Here is a 26,468-nt window from a genome sequence, read left to right on the forward strand (position 1 = left end):
ATGCATTCACAACCACGTCATCCGGAGGAGTTTAAGATGAGGGATTCTCCTGATTTTACTCATACTCATCACGTTATTGGATGCCCTCTCCTCTGCTATTGTAACTGGGTGAACGCGAATTAAAGGAACCCCGGATACCGCTTCACTTCATCCAGGTTACAACTAATTAACATCATTGTACGTTGATAACTATGAGTAACTTATAATTTTTAACTAGTTCATATTTATAAGCTATTCTTTATACACGTACCCTAAAAAAATTCATCATGCATCATCAAATCGTCAGACCGATTCTATTTATTTGGACTTTCACTATGATGAGCTCTATAGCCGTAGGAGCTTCTTTTTCTTTAGACAATATGGTTAAGGTCACTCCGGAAAATGATACCCAGTGCGTACAGTACTACCTGTATAACGGCGTACTTTATTGTAATTCGTCAACTGATTCTGATCCCATAGATCCTCAAATAAAGAACTATGAAAGATTAAAGATTGCATTCGATGAACGTCCATGGCAAATGGCTTGGGGTAATAAAAATTCAATTGGCACAACAATCGAATACGTTCCTGCAGGAGACGATATTAATCATTGGCATGAATTAGTTACAAGCCAGTATTTTCCTGTATCGGAGAAAAATATATCATTAAAACAATTCGCCAATACTCTCATAGACAATCTAAAAGCTTTAGGTTATCAACCCATCATCAAATTCCATGAAGATACAGAAAACCGGGTGATATTTGAAACAAGAATAGAAGCACCTGAAAATCAAATTCAAGATGAGTTGGAAATGTTGATTAAAGACAGTACCGGCATATATCTTTTGCACTATGTCATTAAGAAAGGAGATATGGGAGAAGAAAATAGACAAAAATGGCTAAACAATTTAAAAAATAGTGTGAAATTAGAGGCGACAGGTCTTAAGAACAATGTGCATGATTAGCGAGGTTTGGGAGCATTCTCAAGCTCTTCGGTTTCTGTAGGCGTATCAACTGGATCTAAAGGATTTCGCTGATTCATCAGTTGTGCAGGGAGATGTGTAGCACCCACTCGAGTATTAGTTAGAACATCCATTTCACGTCGCGTGTCGTTTGGATCAAAATTAATTTTCTCAATCTCATCTAATTCTTTTTTAGTATCGATTGGATCATAATTCATTTTATCGTTATTCAATTCTTTATCGTGCTTCATTTTAAGCTCATGCCATTTAGAATTTTTCATAATATGCTCAAATAAACTATTTAAATATATTATAGCATGATGCCAATCCCAAGGGATTTAGAAGGGAGAAATTGATTACTCAATTTCCCCTGTATTTTTATATACTGCATCTAAGGCCTTTAATGACTCCAGTAATGGTTTCATTTTATCCAAGGGCCAACTGTTAGGACCATCACTCAATGCTTTATCTGGATTTGGGTGCGTTTCCATAAATAATCCAGAAATACCTGCAGCTACTGCAGCGCGAGCCAGAACAGGAACAAACTCACGTTGTCCTCCAGAAACCCCATTATTTCCGCCAGGCAATTGCACCGAATGTGTTGCATCATAAACAACAGGACAACCCGTTTCACGCATAATGGCTAAAGAACGCATGTCAGAAACCAAATTATTATATCCGAAACTTACACCACGCTCACATGCCATAATCTGCTCATTACCACATGCCTTTGCTTTATCAATCACATGCTTCATTTCCCAGGGAGCTAAAAATTGTCCTTTTTTGATATTAACAGGCTTATTCATCGACGCTACTTTCTGGATAAAATTAGTCTGTCTGCATAAAAACGCTGGGGTTTGTAATACATCCACCACGCTCGATACTTCTAACAAAGGAGTATCCTCATGGACATCAGTTAAAACAGGAACACCCACCTGAGTTTTTACTTTTTCTAAAATGGATAATCCCTTTTCAAAACCAGGGCCTCTGTAGCTGGATATAGAAGAACGGTTTGCTTTATCAAACGAAGATTTATAGATAAAAGGAATCTGCAATTGCTTGCATATTTCCTTTAAATAACCTGCAGTTTCCAAAGCCAGTTCTTCACTTTCAATGACGCACGGTCCAGCAATTAAAAATAAAGGCTTATCTAAACCTACTTCAAATCCACATAATTTCATTCTTAATTTTTTCCTTGATGTTTTTTACGAGCAGCAAGTACGAATTGTTTAAACAGTGGATGACTTGCTCTTGGAGTCGATGTAAATTCTGGATGAAATTGGCATGCCAAAAACCAGGGATGATCGGATAATTCTATCATTTCTACTAAAGAATTATCTGCAGAACGTCCGGAGATAATCAACCCATGTTCAACCAGGCTTTCTACATATTTATTATTTACTTCATAACGATGGCGATGACGTTCTATTATTTGTGGCTTTTCATAGACTTTACGTGCCAATGTACCCTCTGCTAATTGACACATTTGTGCCCCTAAACGCATGGTACCACCTAAATTACCATCTTCATCACGAAGTTGTTTTGAACCATCCGCATCCATCCACTCATTAATTAATCCCAGCACAGGATACGGTGTACTTTTATTAAATTCAGTAGAATTTGCTTCTTTTAAACCAACAACATTTCTGGCAAATTCAATAACTGCTGTTTGCATTCCCAAACAAATTCCTAAGAAAGGAACTTTATGCTCACGAGCATATTGGATTGCTTTAATTTTACCTTCAACACCACGCTCTCCAAAACCGCCTGGAACAAGAATGGCATCAATACCTTCTAAAAGCGACGCCCCATGAGTTTCAATTAACTCAGCATCCAAATAAACAATTTCGACTTTCGTTTGGGTATGAAGTCCCGCATGCAATAAAGCCTCATTAATGGATTTATAGGCATCATTCAATTCAATATATTTACCGACCATAGCAATTTTTACAGTCGCGGTTTGAACCGCTCTCATTGCCACAACACGATCCCACTCACTTAAGTCAGCAGGCTTTACATCAAGACCCAATTTTTTCACAACAATGTCATCGAGTCCGTGCTCATGCAAAACTCTTGGAATTTGATAAATACTTGGCGCATCTTCAAGAGGAATAACGCCTTCTTTCTCCACATTAGTAAATAATGCAATTTTTGCTCTATCAGACATAGGTAACGCTTTTTCTGAGCGACAAATCAAGATATCCGGCTGAATACCTATGGAGCGCAATTCCTTTACTGAGTGCTGAGTTGGTTTTGTTTTGGTCTCACCTGAAGTAGCAATATAAGGCACTAAAGTCAGATGGATGAATAAAGTTCTTTGTGAGCCTAATTCTATTCGCATTTGACGAATGGCCTCAAGAAAAGGTAAGGATTCGATGTCACCTACAGTTCCACCAATTTCAACCATTGCCACATCAAAACCATCAGCACCTAATTTAATGCATCGTTTGATCTCATTAGTAATATGGGGAATTACCTGAACCGTTCCACCTAAATAATCCCCTTTTCTTTCTTTTTTAATGACATTTTCATAAATTTTCCCTGAGGTAAAATTATTACGTTTTGTCATCGTTGTATTTACGAAACGCTCATAATGTCCCAAATCCAGATCTGTTTCTGCACCATCATTGGTCACAAACACTTCGCCGTGCTGGAAGGGACTCATGGTTCCAGGATCAACATTAATATAGGGATCAAGCTTAATAAGGGTTACTTTAAGACCACGCGCCTCGAGCACGGCAGCGAGCGACGCAGCTGCAATACCCTTTCCTAAGGAAGATACCACTCCACCTGTAATAAAAATAAAATTTGTCATAATTGACCTTGTATCCTGCTAATTAAGTACTGTTCAGTAGAGAAATAGAAAATTAGGTCTATTGAAGTCTGGACACACGTAACGGAAACCCAGGCTACAATATCAGCAAATCAACCTAATTTATGGCCAATAAATGTCCCATTTTCTCTTTCTTAGTTTTTAAATATCTGTGACTTTCCTTAGTAGGTTCTATTTCTAAAGGCACTCTCTCCATAACCTTTACACCATAACGATCAACCGCAGCAATTTTGGATGGATTATTGGTTAATAATCTTATTGCATCAATACCAAAATATTTAAGTATTTGATAGGCAATCGCATAATTTCTGCTGTCCGCAGGAAGTCCTAGTTGATGATTCGCATCAACGGTATCCCAACCTTGCTCCTGCAAGGCATAAGCTTTTAATTTATTTGCTAAACCAATTCCACGCCCTTCCTGGCGTAAATAGATTAAAACACCACCTTCAGCCGCAATTAGAGACAATGATTGTTCCAATTGTTTGCCACAATCGCACTTACAAGAGCCCAAAATATCACCTGTAATACACTCTGAATGAATACGCACTAGCGGCACACGATTAGCAAATATTGGTGGCTTTACCAAAGCAAAATGCTCTGCACCATCAAGTTCATTTGCAAAAACAGTCATATTAAAATCGCCTTTATCTTGCAAAGGAATACGTGTTGTGGCTGCCGCTTCGACTAATATTTCATGACGAATTCGATATTCTATCAAATCTTTAACCGTTACCAGAGGAATATTATGTTTTTCAGAAAATGCAACCAATTCATCCCGTCGACTCATGGTGCCATCTTCGTTAATAATTTCACAAATTACAGCGGCAGGAGTTAAACCAGCAAGCTTTGCCAAGTCAACACTACCCTCTGTTTGCCCAGGCCGTTCCAAAACGCCTTTTTTCTTGGCACGCAAAGGAAAAACATGTCCTGGAGAAATAACATCCGCAGGGCCACTCTCAGAAGCTATCGCGACTTTAATCGTCTGAGCTCTATCTTTAGCGGAAATACCTGTTGATACACCTTCTGCTGCCTCTATGGATACCGTAAATGCGGTCCCATAAGGAGATTTATTATTTTGTGCCATCATCGGTAATTGCAATTTATCAATTAGTTCATCAGCCATAGACAAGCAGATCAAACCACAACCATGACGAGACATAAAATTAATTGCTTCTGGCGTTGCATACTCCGCAGCCACAACCAGATCTCCTTCATTTTCCCTATCTTCATCATCCATTAAAATAACCATTTTACCGGCTTTGAGTGTTTCCACTGCGTGTTCTATTGTAGCTAATGAATACTTCATAACGCGACCTCATTTGATCCAGTGTTCATTTAATCTTCCAGCCAATCCAGACATGCTATCATATTGTCGCCCATAGCATGCCAAGAAATAGTATGCGCTCGGTCAAATATCCCATTCTGCTGGTATGCTGAAATTGCATCGGGTTCCAAAATACTTGGGACAATATATAAATATGTTCGATGAACCAATCCTTGTTGGTGCAGTGCACTAAAAAGGGCTCCACCCGCTTCTACCCAAACATCATGATACCCCAGTTCACCAAGATGGCTTATCACAACTTCTAAATCCATTACGCCATTTTTCATGGGCATTAAATGGAAAGTACTGTTAGGGTAGTAAACTTTTCGCTCATTGCAATGATATACATGACAATGAGCGGCGGTTGAAAAAATTATAGATTGTTGATTCAGACTCAACTGCCTATCGATAATTGCAACAGGCTTTGCCTGTTCTTCCTGGCCTAAACGCACGTTCATTTTGGGGTTATCCCTATGCACTGTTTTGGCAGTAGTGAGAATTACATCAGCAGCAGCGCGCATTTTATGCGTAAATTCCCCACATAAAGCATTAGATAAAATAACACGCTCACCTACTGAGCGGCCAATTTTACCATTTAGCGTTTGCGCCATTTTCACGGTTACCCTTGGCTTTTTGGTCAGAGTCCAATAGGAATAACTTTTATAAAATTCGGTAATTTCATCTACAGGATAATGCGTCACCTTAATTCCATGAGCTCGTAGTTTTTCTGAAGAATTATTCTTAGCTACCACTGGATTAGGATCCAAATAAGCAAAAACAACTTCCTCCACCCCATGATTAATAATCGCATCAACACAAGGTGGCGTTCTTCCCCAATGATTACATGGCTCAAGAGAAATATATAGACAAACCCCTGGCATTTTAGGAGGAATCTGTGTTAACAATAATTGTTCTGCATGCGGAGTCCCTGCCCCTCCATGACTTGCTTGTGCTATAATAGTTCCATTTTGCACAGCAACCGCGCCAACACAGGGATTAGGGGCGCAGTGGCCTTGTCCAATACGGGCCTGTTCAAGTGCTGCGAGCAAAAACTTTTTGTGCATTGTTTAAGTACCTTTCTATGATGCATGGTAACTGCTCAACACTAAAATAGGCGTGATCCTAAGGACAAACCGCAGGATGACGAGAAGGGATGAGTAGTTACGATGCGTGAATGATAACAAATTATTCAATTTTTGAGTAGCCTAATGATTAAATTGAAAATTAAGAAAAACATCTTTTGGATACTGTTAGCGAGTCTTATTGCTCAAACTTCTGTTGCCGAGGGTTTGTCTCCGTACTCAACCAGTGAGCTGGAGCAGTTGGAAAAAGAATTCGTACAGCAAATCAATCAATCAGAAAGCGTGGAGCGAAATCCATTAGCAAGCCAATATATTAATCGTATTGGAAAAAACCTGGCACATGCGGGTCATATTAAAACACCTGATTTCTTTATAGTAAAATCAAATGAAATCAATGCTTTTGCAGGACCCGGCGGGCATATAGGTATTAATTCGCAACTTATTTTAACCACCAGTACTGAAAGCGAGCTTGCTGGAGTAATGGCCCATGAAATCGCACACGTACGCTTGCATCATCTCTACAGGATGATCGAACATCAAAAACAAATGCGTGTTCCAATGCTTGCATCCATCCTGGCATCTGCTGCTTTGGGAGTAATTAATCCTACTGTAGGAATGGCTGGAATGATGGGCGCTTTAACAGGATTCTCACAAGACAATATCAATTTTACCCGCTCCAAAGAAAAAGAGGCGGATAGGATAGGGATTGATATGTTGACTAAAGCAGGATATAACCCTCAAGGTATGGCTGCCTTTTTTAAAAAAATGCAGGAAAACTCACGTTATTACTACACAGCAAACGTACCAGCCATTCTACGTACCCACCCGCTGGATGGAGATAGGATCGCCGAAGCAGAAAACCGTATCGCGCAATTTTCGCACAAACAGCATGTAGATTCTCCTGAATATCCTTTAGTTAAAGAATTAATCCGCACTTCAGTCATTCGAGAGCCTAAAACGTTATTTGATTATTATGAGCATCAATGCAACAAAAAAACTCCTGCTCATGCCTGCCAATATGGTCATGCTCTTACTTTAATCAATAATAATAGTTATGCCAAAGCAGCTACTATTTTGACCCCTTTATTGGCAGAAAATAATAATCTCTATTTTCAAATTGCTATGGCGCAAGCTGAAACAGGAATGTCTCAACATAAAGCAGCCCTCTCGCGATTAGAAGAAATACAAAAAAACTATCCTGACAATTACGCCGCTCTTATGGCGTACGCTCAAGGTTTGTTGGCTGCGAATCAAAATGAGAAAGCAACCAGTATCTTACTTAAAGGAAGTAGAAAATATAAACACGATCTTCCTTTGTGTCGTGAGTTAGCCCGAGCGCAAGCGCAGTCGCATCAAAAAGATTATGCTTATTTTACCCAAGCCCAATGTTTACTTCTTGAAGGACAAAAAAGAGCTGCAGTAGCTCAACTCAAAGTAGCCCGTGGCCTTGCAAAAAAAGATCCTTATTTATCAGCAAGGATCTCTGCCAAAATTGATGAAATTATGAATTAAATTTATTCACCTTACTCTTAGTCTCGGCCTGTCTCAAATGTAGCGGCAGGTCTAATTAACTTTTGCTCAAAAATCATGTAGAGTGCTGTTATAAGTAAAATTTCTCGTCCCAAAAATTAATTTCGCTTCTAAATCTGCTCAATAAATAATTCACAATCAAATAGATATCCACGCACCATCATGGTTAATTATTTAACTGTTTGAATAATTATTCACCGGTACTATACTAAAAAGTATGTCGTTAAAACTCCAGGTTTTATACGACACACAGCGAGGTTCTTATGAGTTTCTCTAGAATCAATAAATTACAAAATATAGTTAATTTACTTCAAAGTAATGCAACTTTATATCCTGATAATTTAATGTATAGCTTTGTTGGTGAAAACGAAACCAACGCCTTAACTAATAAGCAACTGTTACAAAAAGTGACAACAATTGCATCGCATTTGTCAGTTAGGGTTCCATTGGACTCAAGAGCACTCCTGTTATTACCCCCAGGCTTGGATTATATTGCAAGTTTTCTTGGATGTTTAATGTCAGGGATTATTGCTGTTCCTGCCTATCCTCCTCACAATAATCGCCATGCGAATCGAGTTAAATCCATTATAAGCAATGCAAACGCTGAAACATTAATTACCACCAAAACAATTGCGGATCATTATCCCTTCGATAATGTACAAATCATTGATATAGATGAGATCCAAAATCTGAAAAGCCCTATGGTCCAATTTGCAGAAATAGCAGAGGGAAACTTGGCTTTCTTACAGTATACATCAGGTTCTACAGGCTCTCCGAAAGGAGTAATGGTGAGTCATGGAAATATAATTGCAAATCTCAATTTAATTCATAACCTTTGTGATGGACAAATAAAAACCGTTTGTTCCTGGCTTCCTCCATTTCATGATATGGGATTAATCGGCGGTATTTTATATCCCTTGGCGTACAACGTACCTTGTATCTTAATGGCCCCCGCCACATTTTTAAAAACCCCATTTCTCTGGTTGAAAACCATTAGTGAATATAAAGCCAATATTTCTCCTGCCCCCAATTTTGCTTACGATTTATGTGTGAACAGGATTACTGAGGAAGAAAAGAAACAATTGGACTTAAGTAATTGGAATATTGCACTGAATGGTGCAGAACCTGTAAATGCTGAAAGTTTAGAACGTTTTAGTGAAGCTTTTAAAGAGTGTGGTTTCCATGCACAAAGTTTTTATCCCGCATACGGCATGGCAGAAACTACTTTAATGATTTCAGGTAAAAAACCTGGACAGCAGACCAAAGTATTGCATGTTGACAAAATTGTATTGCAGGAAATGTCTGAAATTAAATTAGTTGAATCACAACAAGATGGAACTCCTATTGTTAGTTGTGGACGCCCACCATTAGATCATGAAATAAAAATCATTAACCCACAATCTGGTATGGAATTAGAACCCTATCAAGTAGGTGAAATTATCGTTTCAGGCCCATGTGTTACACAAGGATATTGGCAAAGGCCTGAACTGACTCAACACACTTTTGGTTTAAAATTATCTTCATCTGATAAAAGCTTTTTACGCACTGGTGATTTGGGATTTATCGATCTAGAGGGTGAACTATTCGTCACTGGACGTTTAAAAGATCTTATTATTATACGGGGACACAATATTTATCCTCAAGATATTGAATCGTTGGTCTCGGTCTGTCATGACGGCTTGGTGGTCCATGGTTGTGCCGCCTTTATGCTCGAGATAGACCATGCGCCTGAATTGGTCATAGTACAAGAAATTCATCGCCATACAAAAGATTTTGATTCTGTATTTAAGACTATTCTGGAATGTTGCAGTTCCGAATTACCTGTATTACCTGCGCGCATTATACTGATTCAACAGGCTACTCTCCCTAAAACTTCGAGTGGAAAAGTACAACGTGCTGCGTGTCGCCAAGAACTAACAACAGACAATTTAAAAATAATTGCACAATGGAATAAAGTAAGCAGTAAGAGTTCTCCTTCGACTAAATTAAATACGCGAGGTTTACAACTCTGGATGCAGAAATGGCTTGCTAACCAACTGCATCTTGATGCAGAGCAAATCGATCCACTGCTTAATTTTGCTTATTACGGGGTTGATTCCAGCCTTGGGGTACAATTTTGTGGGGCACTCGAAAAAGAAATCCATACTGAAGTAAATCCCAGCTTGCTATGGTCTTATTCAACCATTACCCAATTGGCTAATTATCTGGAGAATACTAGTACCAATGAACATTGTTTGAAAAAATCAGAGCCGCTTCAGAGTGAATCTCCGGACCCAATTGCCATAATTGGCATGAGCTGTCGTTTTCCTGGAGGAGCCAATACTCCGGAACAGTTTTGGAAAATATTATCCAGTGGTAAAGACGGTCTTCAACCTATCCCCAAACATCGCTGGGATAATCAACTTTACTATGACCCTCAGCCTTTTACCGCAGGTAAAATAGTAAGCTCCAAAGGCGGATTTATCGACAACATTGATTGTTTTGATCCCGCATTATTTTCTATTAGTCGACGTGAAGCGGAAGCCATGGATCCGCAACATCGTTTGTTACTCGAGTTGACTTGGGAAGCATTGGAACATGCAGGGATCCCCCCCTTATCACTGGAGCAGAGCAATACCGGTATATTCGTCGGTATCTCATCTAAGGATTACAGCCAATTAGTACGGGATTCACAACAGCACTTTACCGATGCTTATTTTGGAATAGGTAATGCGAGTAGTGCTGCCGCTGGACGTCTTGCTTATTTTCTAGGGACACATGGTGAAACATTAGCTGTCGATACAGCATGTTCTTCTTCTTTGGTTGCGGTATTCGAAGCATGTCGTAATTTAAATGATAAAACAGAAGACTTAGCAATCGTTGGTGGAGTAAATTGCATCCTCGACCCATCCCTCAGCATTAGCTTTTCACAGGCAGGGATGCTTTCTCCAAGTAATAAATGCCAAGTTTTCGACGCCAAAGCAGATGGCTATGTTCGTAGCGAAGGATGCGGAGTAGTGATTCTGAAACGTTTATCTGATGCCCAACGTGATAAAAATCGTATTTTAGCAGTGATTCAAAGTGCGACGGTGAATAATGATGGTCATAGTAATGGGATTACTGCACCTAACCCTCAAGCGCAGAGTGATTTAATTCGTCATGCGTTAAAGTTATCCGATTTGTCCGCAGATCAAATCAGCTATATTGAAGCCCATGGTACTGGAACACGTCTTGGGGATCCTATCGAGTTTAACTCTTTAAAAGAGGTTTTTGCGACCGGTACTCGCGAAAGCCCTTTAGTTATTGGCTCAGTAAAAAGTAATATTGGTCATTTAGAAGCAGCAGCAGGGATGGCTGGTCTGATAAAAACTATATTAATGGTTCAACATAAAGAGATTCCGGCAAACCTGCATTTTGAAACAGTAAATCCATTGATTGATTTAGAAGCGATTCCCGCTCAAGTCCCCAACTCCCTACAATCATGGAACACCGAGACATTCCAACCTGTTCGTTATGCAGGCATTAGTTCTTTTGGTTTCACCGGTACTAATGCTCATTTAATTCTTAGTGAACCTCCATCTGCAGAGCCCAATAACGAACTCCCTATGAAATGGCAAAGACCTATACATTTATTTACCTTGTCTGCCCATTCACCCGAAGCTCTTTCTGAACAACGAGCCAAACTTTTGGAGTTTATTCATCAGGAAAAACAGATAGATATAGCCAGATTGTGTCATAGCCTGGCTCTTGGACGTAGCCCATTGGCTTATCGTTTGGCATTTCCGGTGAGCTCACAACAAGATTTAAATGAGAAATTGCAGTCCAATGAGAGCTCCATACCCTCCATACGCCCAGGGATCAACAACAAAATTGTTTTTTTGTTTACAGGTCAAGGAGCTCAATACATTCAAATGGGGCTAGAGCTTTATCGAAGCCATCCGTTATTTAAGGCTGAGGTGGATCGATGCGATCGTATATTGGCTGAATATTTGCCAGAATCCTTAATTAGCATCATGTTTGATGAAGAAAAGGCATCGATTCTGGATCAAACAAAATATACTCAGCCTGCGCTATTTGTAGTTCAATATGCCATGGCCAAACTATGGATCAGCTGGGGCATTCAGCCTGATGCATTGATAGGTCATAGTCTCGGTGAATGTATTGCTGCCACTCTTGCAGGTGTAATGAGTCTGGAGGATGGTTTAAAATTAATTGCTCATCGAGGGCGACTCATGCAGGAGCAACAAGCTGGAAGTATGTTGGCAGTATATGTCAGCAGTTTACAAGCAGATGCGTTGCTCGCTAATTTTAAGCGCTCCTCCCCAAATGTTATTTTAAATTTAGCTGCGATTAACAGTACGAATCAGGTCGTTTTTTCTGGCGAGTTGGATGCAATTTTGGATTTTGACGCGTATTGCCAATCCTTAAAATTCAGCACCACTAAATTACGCGTCTCGCATGCCTTTCATTCCGAACTGATGCGCCCCATGTTAGCAGAGTTTGCCCGAATTGCAGCTTCAATTGAGTATCAAGAACCTCAAATTACTCTTATCTCTAATGTATATGGTAAACCCATCCATTCCATTACATCGTATTATTGGGTAGAACATATTTGCGCTACTGTACAATTTAGTTTAGGCATAGAAAATTTAATTAAATCCGAGTATCAGGTGTTTATTGAAATAGGACCTCAGCCTGTATTGCTCAATTTTGTCAAAGAATTGCATCCCGATCCTAAGCAAGCACTATTATTAGCATCTTCGCATAAGAACCAAGCTAACTGGCAAACGATTACCGAGTCTTTATCTGCGTTGTATTTGCAAGGTAATATTATAGATTGGCGCTCTTATGATCAGCCTTTTCATATTCAAGCTTACGAACAAACTTTACCAACATACGCATTTCAGCATCAGTCTTATTGGTTATCTGGTGATTCAGAATTTAAAGTTCGCGAGATTCAGGATGATTTTATTCGTCAATCATTATACAAAATGGCATGGGAAAAAATCGCATTGCCGAGCTCATCCCCACAAGAATTAAAAGAAAAGGGTAAATGGTTATTATTTATAAACCAAGATCGCGAAAGTGAACTATTGGTAAAATATATAAGCCAATTTTTGTCTGACCATATAGTCATTACTCCATCCTTAACCTACCAGTCCACACCAAAATCGGCCAGCATTAATCCTCTCAAGATGAAACATTTCCAGAAGTTACTTAACGAACATACTGAATTTCGAGGAGTGATTTATTTATGGGGAATAGCCCCACTCGACATATTAAAGAACTCTTCTTTATCTAATAGGGAAGCAAATGATTTAAAAATACAAAGTACTGCTTCTTGTGCCGGACTATTGCATTTAGTTAAGACCTTAAAAATAAAAAGAAAAGAGGTGGTCTTTTGGACTGTTACCCGAGACAGTACTCCAGTTCAACAAAAGATAATTCCTTTTTTTGCCCCTCTATTGGGTATGGGTAAAACCTTACAGCTTGAATATCCTGAATTAAATTATCATCATTTAGATGTAAATGGAGATGTCACACCCGAACAAATGGTGGCCAAATTACAGCAATTAGTTATTAAAAAACAAGATGAATTTTTGCTTGCACTTTATCAGGATGAGTTTTTGGTACCACGTCTGCACCAGTTACCTTTTGATACAAAAATTGAAAATAAAGAGATTTTATGTGAAGACGGGGCGTATCTTATTACTGGAGGACTCGGTGGTTTAGGACTTGCTTTAAGTAAATGGCTCGTTAGCCAGCAAGTAAAAACAATTATCCTTCTCGGACGACGCCCCTATTCCAAAGATATTGAGAATACAATAAATGAGTTAAACGCTGGCGATGTAATGATTGAATACGTCCAGGCAGATGTCAGTGATGATCCAAACTTGCGTCACGCATTATCGGATATACACATATCATTATCTGCTATAAAAGGTATTTTTCATTTGGCTGGAATAGTACAAGATGGTTTGTGGGAAAATTTAACCTGGCCTGATTTTGAGGCTGTTTTCCAGGCAAAAGTTGAAGGCGCATGGAATTTGCACCGATTGAGTATAGAGCTGATGCCCGATTTGGAACATTTTGTTTTCTTTTCTTCAATCAGCTCGGTGTTGGGAACTCTTGGGCAAGCAAATTATGCTGCTGCAAATGCGTTTATGGATAATCTTGCCCATTATCGAAAAAATATGGGATTACCCGCTTTAAGCATTAATTTTGGTCCTTGGCAACAAGTAGGTATGACCCACAATTTGAAACAATCCTGGTCTATTTATGGAATTAACACGATTAATGAAAAGATTGGTATTGATGCTTTAAACCACATGCTGAAATTAGCTCCTACGCAGCTATGCTTAATGCCTAATAATATTGCCTCTCAATTGTCTCATCTTCCTGTTTATTACAAAAAACTTTTGGCTGACATAATGCCAATACCCTCTCTCATAGACAGCAAGTTGGCTGAACAAAATAAAGGAGAAGATATAAGGGAGTCGTTTGTCCTCATAATTCGCAAAATTTTACGATTGAGTGAATCCGATGAATTACCAATGCATGCCAGTTTGATGTCGCTAGGTATGGATTCCGTATTGGCGGTAGAATTATTACATCAATTAAACAACGAATATTCTATTAAAAATCTTAGTATCCAAACCCTCTTATTCGAAAATCGCTCCATCAGCGATCTCATTTATTTAGTGAAAGAACAGGTAGAACTTCCCCATTCAGAAGAGAGCCCCCATAACAATTTGCCTCAAAATATCAATTTATCGAGTCCACATCTATTACAACTTTCAGTACAACAAATACGGATTTGGCGGCATATTCAAGCCCAACCTTCTAGCCCAGCCTATTTAGTCACTAATTTTATCCATCTTGAAGGAGAGATAAACGTCGAACACTTAGAGAAAAGTATTCAACAAGTTATTGCAAGACATCCGATGCTGCGTTGCACCTTTCACGCTTCCTTGAATATTCCTTTTCAATTTTGTCATGATTCAGTTGATTTCAAATTACAATTTTTGGATTTGAGTCACTTAGAGCACAAGGAACAGACAAGACAACTTAAAACGCTTATATATGAGATAAACCATCAGCAATTTGATTTAAGCCAAGCACCACTTTTGGCGAGTTATTTAATTAAACGTGGAGAACAACATTATGTTTGGGCGTTACATGTGAGCCACCTACTGACAGATGGCGGTAGCAGTTTAATTTTAGTGCAGGATATTCTTCATTTTTATAGTTTAAATCAAGAAGAAAATAACGAGGAACTTGCACCTGCTGTACCTTACCAAGATTTTATTGATTGGCAATTGTCTCAGATCGTAGACGGTTCATTTGAGAACTATGCTGTATTTTGGCAAAATTTATTGCAAAATTATACCCCCCCAATTCTACCTACGGATAAACCCAATCCCCAACTGGCTTTAACTTACGGCGCGAAGGAACCTATCTTAATTCCTATTGAAACAGTAAATGCTCTGCAGGAGTTGGTCAAAAAGAATGAGATTACCCTAGCCAATATGTTACTGGCAATTTATGGCATATTACTGGCCCATCTTGCTCAGGCACATGAGGCCTATGTCACCTTACTGTGCTCTGGAAGGGAATCAGAACAATATCATACAACAATTGGAAATATTGCTAATGAGCTCCCTCTAATTCTTAATTATGAATCAGATAAGAGTTTTATTACTGTAGCAAAACAGGTACAAAACGAGGTAGTTAAATCACTGCCCTATCAATATTTACAACCCGAACAAATGGTTGAGCTCGATTTGCCCGTTCCTGATGTTTCCTTTGACTTTCAAAATATTGAATTAAATCCCCCAAATTTAAATTTTAAATTAAAACCATTAGGTTCAGGACAATCCCAAATACCACTTTGGGGCACAAATCCTCGTAAATTGTCCTTAAAGTTTAATTACAGCAATGGTTCACTAAGCGGGTATCTTAAATATCGGATTGACTTATACGATCGCTCCACTATTTCCTCTCTTACTGAACAATTTGTAAAAATTATCCAGATAATTAGTAAAAAACCAGAAATAAGTTGTGGCTCTTTGTTCCATAAATTGTGAGTTAAATTATGCCTAAGTCCTATTTAATTTGTCCGCCAGTATCGATATTTAAAGAATATGATATACGTAACCTGATTGGTGAATCTTTGAATGAAAATACCTATTACACCTTAGGGGTTGCTATTGGTAATGAGTTACAGGAGATTTATAAATTACATACCCTGTTGCTTTGCCGTGACGGCAGAGGCAGCAGTGCTGCTTTTAGTGCGGCTCTTGCGAAAGGTTTATTGATAAGTGGTATCAATATTATTGATCTTAGCTCATTACCTACGCCATTAATGCATTATGCAATGTTCTATTTACAATGTGCATCTGGGTTAATAGTTACTGCGAGCCACAATCCCATTGAATATAATGGACTCAAAATAATTTTAGGCGGTCAAAACTATCATGGAGAGCGCCTTCAGGGTTTGTACAACCGCATTCTTGATAAGAAGCTTGAACCGTTCGCGCACAGCAGTGGTAAATTAATAAAATATCCGGAAAGACAGATAATTAACCATTATATTGACGCCATTAAAGCCAATGTAGGTCCTATAAAGAAATTACGTGTTGTAGTTGACTGCGGCAATGCAGTTGCGGGATACGTTGCTCCACAATTATTAGCCAGTTTAGGATGTGATGTTATTCCATTATCTTGCGATGTATTACCAACTTTTGTTAATCACAATCCAGATCCGTCAATCGAAGAAAATCTGGTTGATTTGCAACAGATGGTTTTGGAACAACATGCTGATTGTGGTGTTGCATTTGATGGCGACGGGGATCGTTTGGGCGTAGTAGACAGCCATGGCAACATCATACCTTCAGACTATCTTCTTTTAGCCTTTGCAGACGCTTCTCTTAAGAAAAACGCAAATCAAGCATTTGTATTTGACGTAAAATGCACCCAATGTTTGTCCGAATGCATCACCCAAAACAATGGAATGGCGATAATGACTAAAACAGGAATGGCCCATATTATGGAAGGTATGCAGAAACATCAAGCTGTTATAGGTGGAGAATTCTGTGGTCATTTCTATTTTAGTGATCGTTGGTTAGCCTACGATGACGGTATTTATGCTGCCGTTCGTACTTTAGAACTGTTGAGCACACAATCTCTTGATAGTCACGATTTCTTTGAACAATATCCTAAGTTATTAAGTACAAATGAAATAAAAATTGATATTGCGGATGAGTTGAAAGAGGAGTTTATGCACCAATTACTAGCCCAAGCGCCTCAATATTTACACGGAGAACTTTTACATATAGACGGTTTAAGGGCTAATCTTGATGACGCCTGGGGTTTAATTCGCCCATCAAATACCAGCCCTTATCTAACGCTCCGCTTCGAAGCAAAAACTTCTGAGGGAATGGAGGACGTAAAACAGCGCTTTGCAAAGTTAATTACCCAAGTTAATCCTTTATTAAAATTACCTTTTTAGTGGATATATATGGAGAAGCAGATTATTGCCGCTTTTGATTTTGATGGAACCTTGACACAAGGGTTTTCAAGTCGGCTATTATTTTTAAAACACCTGGTCGGCATGCCAAAAATGTTACAAGGCATCGTCTATTCTGTGCTTCAGGCACAGGTTAAGCAAAACAGCGTGACTTGGCACAAAGAGTTAGACCGGTTTGTTCTTAATGAAAAGGATATGGATTTCCTAAATGAAGAGGCTTTAATTTTCTTCAATCAGGTTTTGATTAAGAAATTACGTACAGAGGCATTACATCGCTTAGACTTTCATCAACGACAAGGACATACTTGTATCCTTGTGAGCGGGGCTTGGGACATTTATCTTAAACATTTTGCAAATCAATTTCAGTTCGATCAGTTGATTTGCACAGAGTTGGAATTTAATCCTCAGAATAAATGCACTGGTCGCATGAAAAAAGAGTACTGTCTTGGAAAATATAAGCTGGAAGAATTCAAGGAAAGATACAGTACCCGGGATAATTATATTTTGTATGCATATGGAGACAGCCCCAGCGACTTAGCATTGCTTAATTATGCAGACTATGCTTTTTATAAATGTTTCCAATAAAGAAACAATGATGAAGCAACAAGATATTACCAGAATGTTAAGGATGGTCCATCAAACAGATCCTCGTCATTATGATACTGCCTTTTTGGAAATTCTACGAATATATTGATCTCCATACTATTATTCTTACTTTTGGGGGGTGCTCAGTAGCCCCTTCAGCATTCTTTTGCAGACTTATTTTCATATGACTCAAAACGGTTTAAGGTCTGCGTTTTTCAGGGTTATCACCTTACTTCTGTGTGGCATGGGTATATTTTTGACAAAAAAAATAAAATCGGAAGAAGTTTAAGAAGCTCCAGCAACAATTGGGATGGTGGAGCTTTTATGGGCATTTCTCTAACATCATTCAATGAAACTAATCTCGAAAATTCTCATACTGTAAGGGCAATTTGATATCTGATTTCTTCAAAAGCGCGATTGTTTCTTGCAACTCATCTCGCTTTTTCCCTGTAACCCGAATCTTGTCTCCCTGAATAGATGCTTGAACCTTAATTTTGGAATCTTTTATACATTTCACAATCTCCTTAGCTGTTGGCTGGTCAATTCCTTGCTTAAAGGTCATATTTAAAGAATAAAATTTTCCACTGTGTACGGGCTCATCTTCTATATCTACTCCCGAAGCATCAAGATTTCGTTTACTGCAATGATTACGGAATAAATCCTCTAATTGTCTGACTTGAAAGTCTGATTCGGTTCGTAATGTTACCGTCATTTCTTTAAGTTCTATACTTGACTCTACTCCCCGAAAATCAAAGCGAGTACCCATCTCACGCAAAGCATTATCAACAGCGTTACGTAATTCAACCATGTTTGTTTCAGAGACAATATCAAAAGAAGGCATAAGTTACTCGTTCAAATTAAAAAATATAATTTAACAAAAAACCGAATGCTGCACCACATTTTCTAATTGTCAATTCTTATTGTTGCATATTCACTTAAAGAGTGTTATCAAATTAATTGGCTCAAAAATATTCTATTTAGTTACCAACCGTACAATAACCATCTGGTTATTCTAATCTCAAGGAGTGAGAAGTATGGCAAAGGAAAAAAAGGAGTATTACACGTCATATCAACCCCAACCACATCATTCTCGTTTTTGGGTCCATTCGGAGTCTTGTTATACTGAGGAAGAATTGGCGCAAAGAGAATGGATTCTAAAAGCACGTGCCAACTCAGGGATTCACCCAGATTATTTAGCCAACCCTAGTTCCTGGTTTGCTGATGATTCCCAAGCTTTAATCAACGTTTACGAGCGCTCTTGGTTTTACTCTAATGCATTTAAGACGCGCCATGCATTAACTCGAGATGATTTTCATGTCCAACCCATTGATAGTCAACGTCTGCAATGGTCTTCCTTATATCAATTAATGCAAAAAACTGGTGATTATTTATTGTTAAGAAACCAGGACTTACGCCTAGATCATTTAAATCAACCAATGAATTTCTTCTTATTGGATCTGAATCATATACTGAAAGGAATAAGTCAAAATCCAAATATCAAGCAAACAAGCGAACAATTAGAATTAGTGACTCGTTACGTACGTACTATTGAGAAAAATATCTCTCCTTTTGTGGGTTCAGATCGCTTATTTTTAGCTAATTTCCGCAGCACGATTGATGATGAAATTCATCCGCAGTTAGCCCACAGGATTGAATCGCAACTATTGAGAGATCGCCTTGGCGACTTATCAAAAACGATTGAACAATTATCCACCGAGCGCAACAGGATATTGCACTTTGCTCTGAATGCAAATCAGGTTAATCCCCATCCTTATACATTCGCAATCGATAAACCTGCTGATTTAAAATCGTACCCTACTCAAGCGGTAAAAGAATGCGGGAAAAGTTCAACTGAGATCGTAGATGGTCCTATTTCTACATTACAGTTAACAGCGGACCAACTTAAAAACTGTCCGGATTTTCAATTAGTCAATATGCAAGATAATGTGTTAGATAATTATGCTCAAGCCATAACTGATTTAAATGAACTCGATCAGTTTCAAAAAGTTATTACTCATACGATGGATCTATTAGGGCAAGCAGGCGAGGTATATACCGTTCTTCAATTTAAAGAACAACTATCTTTATTATTGAAACAAATTGACTACTTCATTGATGAATCTTCAATTCATATTAATGAAATTATACACGCCAATACAAATGCGTATCATAAAGCGATTCAAGAGGAACAAAATTTATCTTTAATTAAAAAATGGTTAACCTCTGAGCAATCAAAATTAAATACTTTCATTGCAAATCAGGATACATTGGCACAATTTCCGTCCACAACAGTCGATCTTTCAAAAACGAATCAAGTACTCAAACAACAAGTCAATTACGTTATTGCTCATTTAAATGGACCTAAATTGAAGGATACTGATTTCGCAACCCTAGCTGGACAGGCTCAAGAATTAAATGCCTTAATGGATTCGATGCATCGCTGGGTCTCATTTCAATACTCCATCAAAGGTCTGGAGCCCCCCAAAGAACCAGAAAAATTACAGTTATTACCACAGTCTAGCTCGCAGCAAAAAAACCATCACCAACCGAAACTAAGCCCCTCATTTTTTGACTCGAACAAAAAACAAGCTATAGACTATTGCTCTCCTAACTTGAGTTACGAACCCCCAATATGCCGAATCACCCCAGAACAACCACCGGCTATAGCAGCCTGTACCGATCAGGATATGTCTGTATGTAGAGTACAAAATGACTCGTCACGAACAGATCTTTCAGGGATGTATATTGGGCTCATTATTTTTGTTCCCCTTGGAATGATTGCACTCTATTTACTGTATCTATCTCTTAATAAATCAGAACCTAAGGTGAAAATTCTAGGAAGCCAAGAAGAGTATGAAAAAATGAAAACTGAATTGGATGATTTTATTATCGAAATCAAAAAAAACGTCGACTTAAACGACTCCCAAATACAGTTCAAACTAGAAGATTTCATTGAAACATACAATAAGTTAAACAACCAAGCACAAAAAGGAATGTATGATGTAGAAGAATTAACAGAACTTTTTGAAGAAATGAGGGACTTTTATATTGAGTACACCTCTGAATCGGAATCACTCACATCATGTATGTATTAATCTAATACTTAATTGAGTCGTTCCAATGAGCAACATACAAATAAACCCGGGGGATGCGTTACTCCCCCAGGCTTATATCATTTCATCAACCGAAATAAACTTTGAACAATAAGAATAGACCGATGAGTAATGAAATTACATCAATCGTAATAAATAGTTCCGACTTATTTATCAATTTATTCCAAATTTTATATACAGTATCTGGACAATAGAGCCTAAATAAGCCGCTAATTAGTATTAGCCAAGCAAAAACTGTCACAATGACAGGCCACCCCATTACCCATACGTTATGACTAAGTACCATTAATAATCCAATAATTAATGTTATTACGCCAACAAATAACATGACAGCTCGTTGCCCCATCAGCTCCTTCATTGCAGCAACTACAATTTCACGTCGTACAAGCAAAAGCAGGCTCACAATTACCAGATACCAACCTAGTAATGCTGCTAAAAAATTGGTACCCATAACAATCTCCTAATATATAACCCCTCTACTTAAATTATAGTTCAATATGCACCTTTATAATGTGGTGAATTAGGTAAAAATAGCTAAACTTATATATATAAGTTTGGATCTAGGATTCTTAAAATGAGCAAGCTATTTACTGCACATGTTTACTGTAAAGAAGCAAGGATTGCGACCCAAACAGGAGAAAATCTCGATAAGCTTTATACTTGGATGTTAATTCAAGTTAATGGACACTTTGATGATATTCGCGGTGAAATTATTGATAATGACACTAACAAAACCGTCAGGACATTTCGCAAAGCACCCATAGAATAAGAGCAAGCTGAGCCTACTTTGGGTTATCTCATTATCCATCCATGATGAATCATACATACACCCAAAGAATATGTTGAAGATAAAGAAGCACTTACAATGAACCACTTTATTTTTAAAGTCACATTAAGGACAATTATGTAGTGGGTATTGTTTGGCTCTTTGTTGTTGAACTATTGCTGATAAAATCTTTAAAGGTAAAATAATACAGTGCTGTATCAGGGGGTTCAGATTAACTAGAGAGCTCGATAGCTCGATTTAGGGAGACAGCGATGGGACATGGTCATTTACCACAATCACTTCAAAATTTCTTAGATTTGACCAATACAAAACCAGCAGTCTTCATTCCTGAGGAAGTACGTGCTCTTGCTGAAAAGACAGCTGAAGCTTTTGCCCTACCCAAGGTATTTGTTCCTCTAATCAGCAATTCATTGCTGCAACTTACGGATCATGAGATACCGATACGAATTTATCATCCCGCTCCACAAAAAAAATTACCCTTAATTATTTATTTTCATGGAGGTGGGCATTTATCTGGAAGCCTCGATACCCATGATGCACTTTGTCGGCGAATTACTGTGACAAGCCAAGTCGTCATCGTTTCTGTTGGCTATCGTTTAGCGCCAGAATTCCCCTATCCAGCGGGGCTGATGGATTGTATCGCTGTTTTTGAGCACAGAGATGAATTACTCAAAGAGTTTCAGGTAGATACTCAACATGTTTTTTTAGCAGGTGACAGTGCAGGAGGAAATTTAGCACTTTCTGTCTGCCATCAAATGAAAGAACAGGGTGATCAAGCGATTAAAGGATTAGTATTAATTTATCCGTCTATAGATTTCTCCATGAACTATGAATCGTATCAACGCAATGGGGAAGGTTTTTTACTCACCCGCGACAAAATTAAATGGTATTTTGACAATTACTTCAAAAATGGCGGAGATAGAATTCAAGCATCCCCCATGTATTTTAAACATTTGGAATTACTACCGCCCTGCTATATTGCAGCTGCTGAATACGATCCTCTATTTGATGAAGCAATCACTTTTGCAAAAAAATTAAATGCCCTGGGAGTTTCGGTTGAATTAGAAGAATTTAAGGGAATGATCCATGTTTTTGCGCAACTTGAAATATTTGTACCTGATCAGGTCTTTCGATTAATTGAATCCATAGAACATTTTATCAAGTTATACCCAAGGTAACCTGGGGAACGCTCTGCGCCACCCCAGTTATCGCTATGTGTTAATTAAAAAGTATCAAAGCCTTGATATTCCTGCCAAATAACTTCTTCATAAGTACATTCATCTACAACAGCAAGTTGGGGGCCCTTTTTTAACCATGAATAAAATAGTTTTAACTTGTCAGCCTTACCGCAAGCAAAAACTTCTACGCGTCCGTCATCCAGATTTCGCGCCCATCCTGTAATTTCCAATTTCATCGCTTCTCTTTGTGCTGAGGCGCGATACCATACTCCTTGTACTTTTCCCGATATATAACATCTCATACATGCTTGATTTGCCATAATAGTTCTTACTTGGTTTTTGGAGAAATAAAGTTTATCTTATTTTAATGTCTTTTTACATTTCACTAACTTGATAGCAGAAATGCAAAAAACTCTAATAAAAAGGAGATAACTATGGCTATATGGTTTAGAGAAATTACTCTAGAAGATCTCAATCGATTTGGAAAAAATACGATGTCTGAATTTCTTGGTATCCAATTTATTGAAATAGGTGATGATTTTTTAAAAGCAACCATGCCAGTGAATGCGCGCACCAGACAGCCTATAGGTATTCTTCATGGAGGGGCTAATGTCGCCTTATCAGAAACCATAGCAAGTACTGCGGCAAACGGAGTTATTGATGTGAATCAATTTTTTTGTGTTGGCTTGGAAATTAATGCCAATCATATTCGCTCTGTTAAAGAAGGGATTGTCACAGCACTTACCGCTCCGCTTCATCTAGGACGCTCTACTCAAGTTTGGGAAGTTAAAATTTTTAATGAAGAAGGAAAGCTAACCTGCATTTCGAGAATGACTGCCTCAGTAATAAATCGGCCTAATCAATAAAACAGTCTCCAATTCTTTTCCTCTGTTTCTTTGGGCATTAATGATACAATAAACAGCAATTTAGCTAACTCCTTGTTGTTATGAAACCCAATCAAACTCTTAAAAATAGAGGTGCTCTAAGCAATTCAGATGGCCGATTTGAACCACAAACCCGTGAACATTTTGCTGATGGCTGGGATATAGAGGAAGATATCCTTCCTCCTTTACAAACATTTTTATTGCCCGAACACTCCAAATCACTCATTAGTCATAATGACTCCCCAGATATTGGTTTTGAACAATCAATTAATCCTTATCGAGGCTGCGAGCATGGATGTATTTATTGTTATGCCAGGCCCAGTCATTCTTATGTTAACTTGTCTTCAGGAATCGATTTTGAAACCAAAATCTTCTATAAAGTAGATGCTGCAAAACTTTTGGAAAAAGAAATTAATAAAAAAAGTTACAGATGCAAACCCATTGTCTTAGGGGCAAATACAGATCCCTATCAACCTGCAGAAGCAAAGCTTGCCATTACACGTAGTCTTTTAAACGTATTAGCTCATCATCGTCATCCTGTTATCATTATAACGAAAAATGCGCTTATAGAACGCGATTTGGATATATTGTCCGCTATGGCCGAACAAAATTTAGTTCGCGTTGCTGTAAGTATAACCTCGCTTTCAAAAGATCTGAAACGGATTATGGAGCCAAGAACGACAGCTCCTTCAGGCAGAATCAGAATAATAAAACACTTAACTGAAAACGGTATACCATCTCGTGTCATGATTGCCCCTATCATTCCTATGATCAATGACATGGAACTGGAAAAAATCATGCACGCTGCGGCAGAGGCTGGTGCTAGGCATGCCAGTTATGTGTTAATTAGACTGCCTCACGAAGTAAAAGAATTATTTAAAGAATGGCTTAGCAAACACTTTCCGCAAAGAGCCGAGCATGTGATGAGCCTCATTCGCCAAATGCGCGGCGGGAAAGAATACGATTCACGATTTGGGGTTCGAATGCGTGGTGAGGGAGAATATGCCAATCTCTTAAAAACTCGATTCCATCTTGCTTGTAAAAAATTTAGGTTAAATATTGAACCTGCTCCTGATTTAGAAATAAGTACGTTTCGTAAAAAAGAAGATTTATCATGCCAACAATTAAGCTTATGGGATGGCGAATGGTAGCATTTGAACGCTTTATAACTATGTAGAAAACCAACAAATATATTTGATTAAAATTTATGCAAATCACAAAATAAATTCTATACTTAAGCTGAGTGAAAAAAAGTAAAACCCAAGGAGGATGTAATGAATACCAGTTCCTGTGTTTCAAAAATATTACGTACAAGTATTATAGTAGGTTCATTATTCTTCGCCGTAGGTTATACGTCTATTGCCAGCGCAGCTCAAGGTTGCGGACATGGATATCATCGAAATATGTATGGTATGTGCGTATACAATAGCCCCGGCCCTAATGCAAGACCAGCCCCATATCATCCAGGATGTTGGCGAAATGTTTGGGGACAATTACGTTGCTACTAAAATGGCTAAACAAGGCCTTACCTTGACCCCAAGGTAAGGCCTGAATTTATAATTTATTTTATTTCTTTTTATTAGAATGAGATTCTAATTTGGTTTTTTCATGGGTAGGTTTCATCTTATCAGGATGAGCAGAGTGCTGTTGATCATGGCGACGTGCATCTTGTGACTCATTTTTAAATTTATTATGTTTTGACATTTATACTCTCCTTGAGATTAAAATTCCTTCCAAATTTAAACTTAGTTCGACATCCTTGAAAAAGCAAATGAGCCTTTTTAAAGAAGTTGTATCCCTTATACTCGCTGTTAAGAATTCACATATTTATAAATTCAGTAGTTGTAAATCAAAAAGTACGCTAAAGTAATTTCAATTAAACTTATTGAAAAATGGATTTTTTCATGACACCGGAAGTAAATGAAGCCTTAAGGAAAATAAGACAACAAAAACCTTTTATATTAAACATTACCAATTATTTCCCTATGGGTTATGTAGCAAGTGGGATACGTAGTATTGGTGGCTTCCCATTAATGTGTAGTGCAGAAGAAGAAGTTGAAGAATTACTGGGAATTTCTAAAGCCGTAGTTATTAATCTAGGAAAATTAGATAACCCATTTGTTAAATTAAGTAATCATATATGTAAGATAGCAAACCAAAAGAATATTCCTATTATTTTGGATCCTGTAGGAGCCGGTGCAACTCGATACCGAACAGATGTTGCAACCAATATGATAAAAAAACATCAAATTTCAATTGTCCGCGGCTATCCTAATGAAATTGCAAGTTTAGTAACTAATGAACTCGTAATCCAAGACAACAACTCTCTACTCAAAGAGAAAACAATACTAGATAACGCAAAGTCATTATCAAAAAAATATAAACTATCTGTGGTTGTCAGTGGGAAAAGACATCTCGTTGTCAACGCGGATCAAATCGATCAATTTAATTTTGATTCAGAGCTGGTACAAAAAGTGGCTGGGATAAGTAATTTACTTTCAGCAATTATCAGTGTTTTCAATTCGGTAATAGAAGATCCATTTTTAGCCGCTAAAAATGCAGTACATTTCTATGCTGAATGCGTTGGGCCTACTTCAAGCAGTGCCCCAGGCCCGGCTTCATTGATTATCGGAATCATTGATAAAATCTATATGAATACAATAAAAGCACAATTATTTACTTAGTGGCGTATCAGGATTTGGA

The 26,468-nt window shown here is 38.1% G+C and carries 21 protein-coding genes; 12 read left to right on the forward strand and 9 right to left on the reverse strand.

From position 1 onward, the window contains the following. Nucleotides 1–314: 314 nt before the first annotated feature. Nucleotides 315–944 (forward strand): hypothetical protein, encoded by a 630-nt coding sequence (locus ACWTEW_RS38195; protein ID WP_454783200.1) that lies wholly within the window; start codon nt 315–317, stop codon nt 942–944. Here ACWTEW_RS38195 and ACWTEW_RS38200 read toward each other — a convergent pair. The 5 genes from ACWTEW_RS38200 to ribD all read right to left on the reverse strand — a co-directional run bounded on the left by ACWTEW_RS38200 (nt 941) and on the right by ribD (nt 6,162). Then, complete coding sequence (locus tag ACWTEW_RS38200; RefSeq protein WP_454783201.1) at nt 941–1,222, reverse strand: hypothetical protein; 282 nt, start codon at nt 1,220–1,222, stop codon at nt 941–943. The two genes, ACWTEW_RS38195 and ACWTEW_RS38200, sit on opposite strands and share 4 nt — an antisense overlap. A 75-nt stretch (nt 1,223–1,297) precedes the next feature. Further along, the gene (gene kdsA, locus ACWTEW_RS38205; RefSeq protein WP_454783202.1) at nt 1,298–2,122 is read right to left on the reverse strand and encodes a 3-deoxy-8-phosphooctulonate synthase; all 825 of its coding nucleotides are present in this window, start codon (nt 2,120–2,122) and stop codon (nt 1,298–1,300) included. 2 nt (nt 2,123–2,124) lie between these two features. Next, a complete protein-coding gene (locus ACWTEW_RS38210) occupies nt 2,125–3,756 on the reverse strand; it encodes a CTP synthase (protein WP_454783203.1) in 1,632 nt (543 codons plus the stop codon). Nucleotides 3,757–3,871: 115 nt separating this feature from the next. Beyond that, nucleotides 3,872–5,080, reverse strand: a complete 1,209-nt coding sequence (ribB, locus tag ACWTEW_RS38215; RefSeq protein WP_454783204.1) for a 3,4-dihydroxy-2-butanone-4-phosphate synthase — start codon at nt 5,078–5,080, stop codon at nt 3,872–3,874. 29 nt (nt 5,081–5,109) lie between these two features. Further along, entirely contained in the window at nt 5,110–6,162 is a 1,053-nt protein-coding gene (gene ribD / locus ACWTEW_RS38220) for a bifunctional diaminohydroxyphosphoribosylaminopyrimidine deaminase/5-amino-6-(5-phosphoribosylamino)uracil reductase RibD (RefSeq protein ID WP_454783205.1), read from the reverse strand. 144 nt (nt 6,163–6,306) lie between these two features. Between ribD and ACWTEW_RS38225 the strand changes: the two genes are divergently transcribed. The 4 genes from ACWTEW_RS38225 (at nt 6,307) to ACWTEW_RS38240 (ending at nt 17,803) form a co-directional block, all read left to right on the forward strand. Then, on the forward strand, nt 6,307–7,692 hold the full coding sequence (locus ACWTEW_RS38225; RefSeq protein WP_454783206.1) for a M48 family metalloprotease: 1,386 nt from the start codon (nt 6,307–6,309) through the stop codon (nt 7,690–7,692). A 281-nt stretch (nt 7,693–7,973) separates the two neighbouring features. After that, the gene (locus ACWTEW_RS38230; protein WP_454783207.1) at nt 7,974–15,776 is read left to right on the forward strand and encodes an SDR family NAD(P)-dependent oxidoreductase; all 7,803 of its coding nucleotides are present in this window, start codon (nt 7,974–7,976) and stop codon (nt 15,774–15,776) included. 8 nt (nt 15,777–15,784) lie between these two features. Continuing rightward, entirely contained in the window at nt 15,785–17,200 is a 1,416-nt protein-coding gene (locus ACWTEW_RS38235) for a phosphomannomutase/phosphoglucomutase (RefSeq protein WP_454783208.1), read from the forward strand. A gap of 9 nt (nt 17,201–17,209) precedes the next feature. Beyond that, nucleotides 17,210–17,803 (forward strand): HAD-IB family hydrolase, encoded by a 594-nt coding sequence (locus tag ACWTEW_RS38240; protein WP_454783209.1) that lies wholly within the window; start codon nt 17,210–17,212, stop codon nt 17,801–17,803. A 355-nt stretch (nt 17,804–18,158) separates the two neighbouring features. Here ACWTEW_RS38240 and ACWTEW_RS38245 read toward each other — a convergent pair whose 3' ends face one another. Continuing rightward, a complete protein-coding gene (locus ACWTEW_RS38245) occupies nt 18,159–18,644 on the reverse strand; it encodes a YajQ family cyclic di-GMP-binding protein (RefSeq protein ID WP_454783210.1) in 486 nt (161 codons plus the stop codon). Nucleotides 18,645–18,837: 193 nt separating this feature from the next. Between ACWTEW_RS38245 and ACWTEW_RS38250 the strand changes: the two genes are divergently transcribed. Continuing rightward, entirely contained in the window at nt 18,838–20,898 is a 2,061-nt protein-coding gene (locus tag ACWTEW_RS38250; RefSeq protein WP_454783211.1) for a hypothetical protein, read from the forward strand. Between the two features lie 85 nt (nt 20,899–20,983). On the opposite strand, the gene ACWTEW_RS38255 is transcribed toward ACWTEW_RS38250, so the two are convergent. Further along, entirely contained in the window at nt 20,984–21,367 is a 384-nt protein-coding gene (locus tag ACWTEW_RS38255) for a hypothetical protein (protein WP_454783212.1), read from the reverse strand. A 123-nt stretch (nt 21,368–21,490) separates the two neighbouring features. Between ACWTEW_RS38255 and ACWTEW_RS38260 the strand changes: the two genes are divergently transcribed. Continuing rightward, nucleotides 21,491–21,685, forward strand: a complete 195-nt coding sequence (locus tag ACWTEW_RS38260; protein WP_454783213.1) for a hypothetical protein — start codon at nt 21,491–21,493, stop codon at nt 21,683–21,685. A 269-nt stretch (nt 21,686–21,954) separates the two neighbouring features. Then, entirely contained in the window at nt 21,955–22,881 is a 927-nt protein-coding gene (locus tag ACWTEW_RS38265; protein ID WP_454783214.1) for an alpha/beta hydrolase, read from the forward strand. A gap of 44 nt (nt 22,882–22,925) precedes the next feature. On the opposite strand, the gene ACWTEW_RS38270 is transcribed toward ACWTEW_RS38265, so the two are convergent. Beyond that, nucleotides 22,926–23,201, reverse strand: a complete 276-nt coding sequence (locus tag ACWTEW_RS38270) for an acylphosphatase (protein WP_454783215.1) — start codon at nt 23,199–23,201, stop codon at nt 22,926–22,928. Between the two features lie 114 nt (nt 23,202–23,315). On the opposite strand from ACWTEW_RS38270, the gene ACWTEW_RS38275 reads away from it, so the two are divergent. The 3 genes from ACWTEW_RS38275 (at nt 23,316) to ACWTEW_RS38285 (ending at nt 25,273) form a co-directional block, all read left to right on the forward strand. Then, nucleotides 23,316–23,747, forward strand: a complete 432-nt coding sequence (locus ACWTEW_RS38275) for a hotdog fold thioesterase (protein ID WP_454783216.1) — start codon at nt 23,316–23,318, stop codon at nt 23,745–23,747. A gap of 80 nt (nt 23,748–23,827) precedes the next feature. Next, complete coding sequence (locus ACWTEW_RS38280; protein WP_454783217.1) at nt 23,828–24,916, forward strand: PA0069 family radical SAM protein; 1,089 nt, start codon at nt 23,828–23,830, stop codon at nt 24,914–24,916. 123 nt (nt 24,917–25,039) lie between these two features. After that, complete coding sequence (locus ACWTEW_RS38285) at nt 25,040–25,273, forward strand: GCG_CRPN prefix-to-repeats domain-containing protein (RefSeq protein ID WP_454783218.1); 234 nt, start codon at nt 25,040–25,042, stop codon at nt 25,271–25,273. 58 nt (nt 25,274–25,331) lie between these two features. Here the strand turns inward: ACWTEW_RS38285 and ACWTEW_RS38290 are convergent, their stop codons facing one another. Further along, the gene (locus ACWTEW_RS38290; protein ID WP_454783219.1) at nt 25,332–25,469 is read right to left on the reverse strand and encodes a hypothetical protein; all 138 of its coding nucleotides are present in this window, start codon (nt 25,467–25,469) and stop codon (nt 25,332–25,334) included. A gap of 200 nt (nt 25,470–25,669) precedes the next feature. Here ACWTEW_RS38290 and thiM point away from each other — a divergent pair, with 200 nt between their 5' ends. Further along, nucleotides 25,670–26,449 carry a hydroxyethylthiazole kinase gene (thiM, locus tag ACWTEW_RS38295; RefSeq protein WP_454783220.1) on the forward strand — a complete coding sequence of 260 codons (780 nt, stop codon included), beginning with the start codon at nt 25,670–25,672 and terminating at the stop codon, nt 26,447–26,449. Nucleotides 26,450–26,468: the final 19 nt, after the last annotated feature.

This window comes from Legionella stuttgartensis (assembly GCF_977063405.2).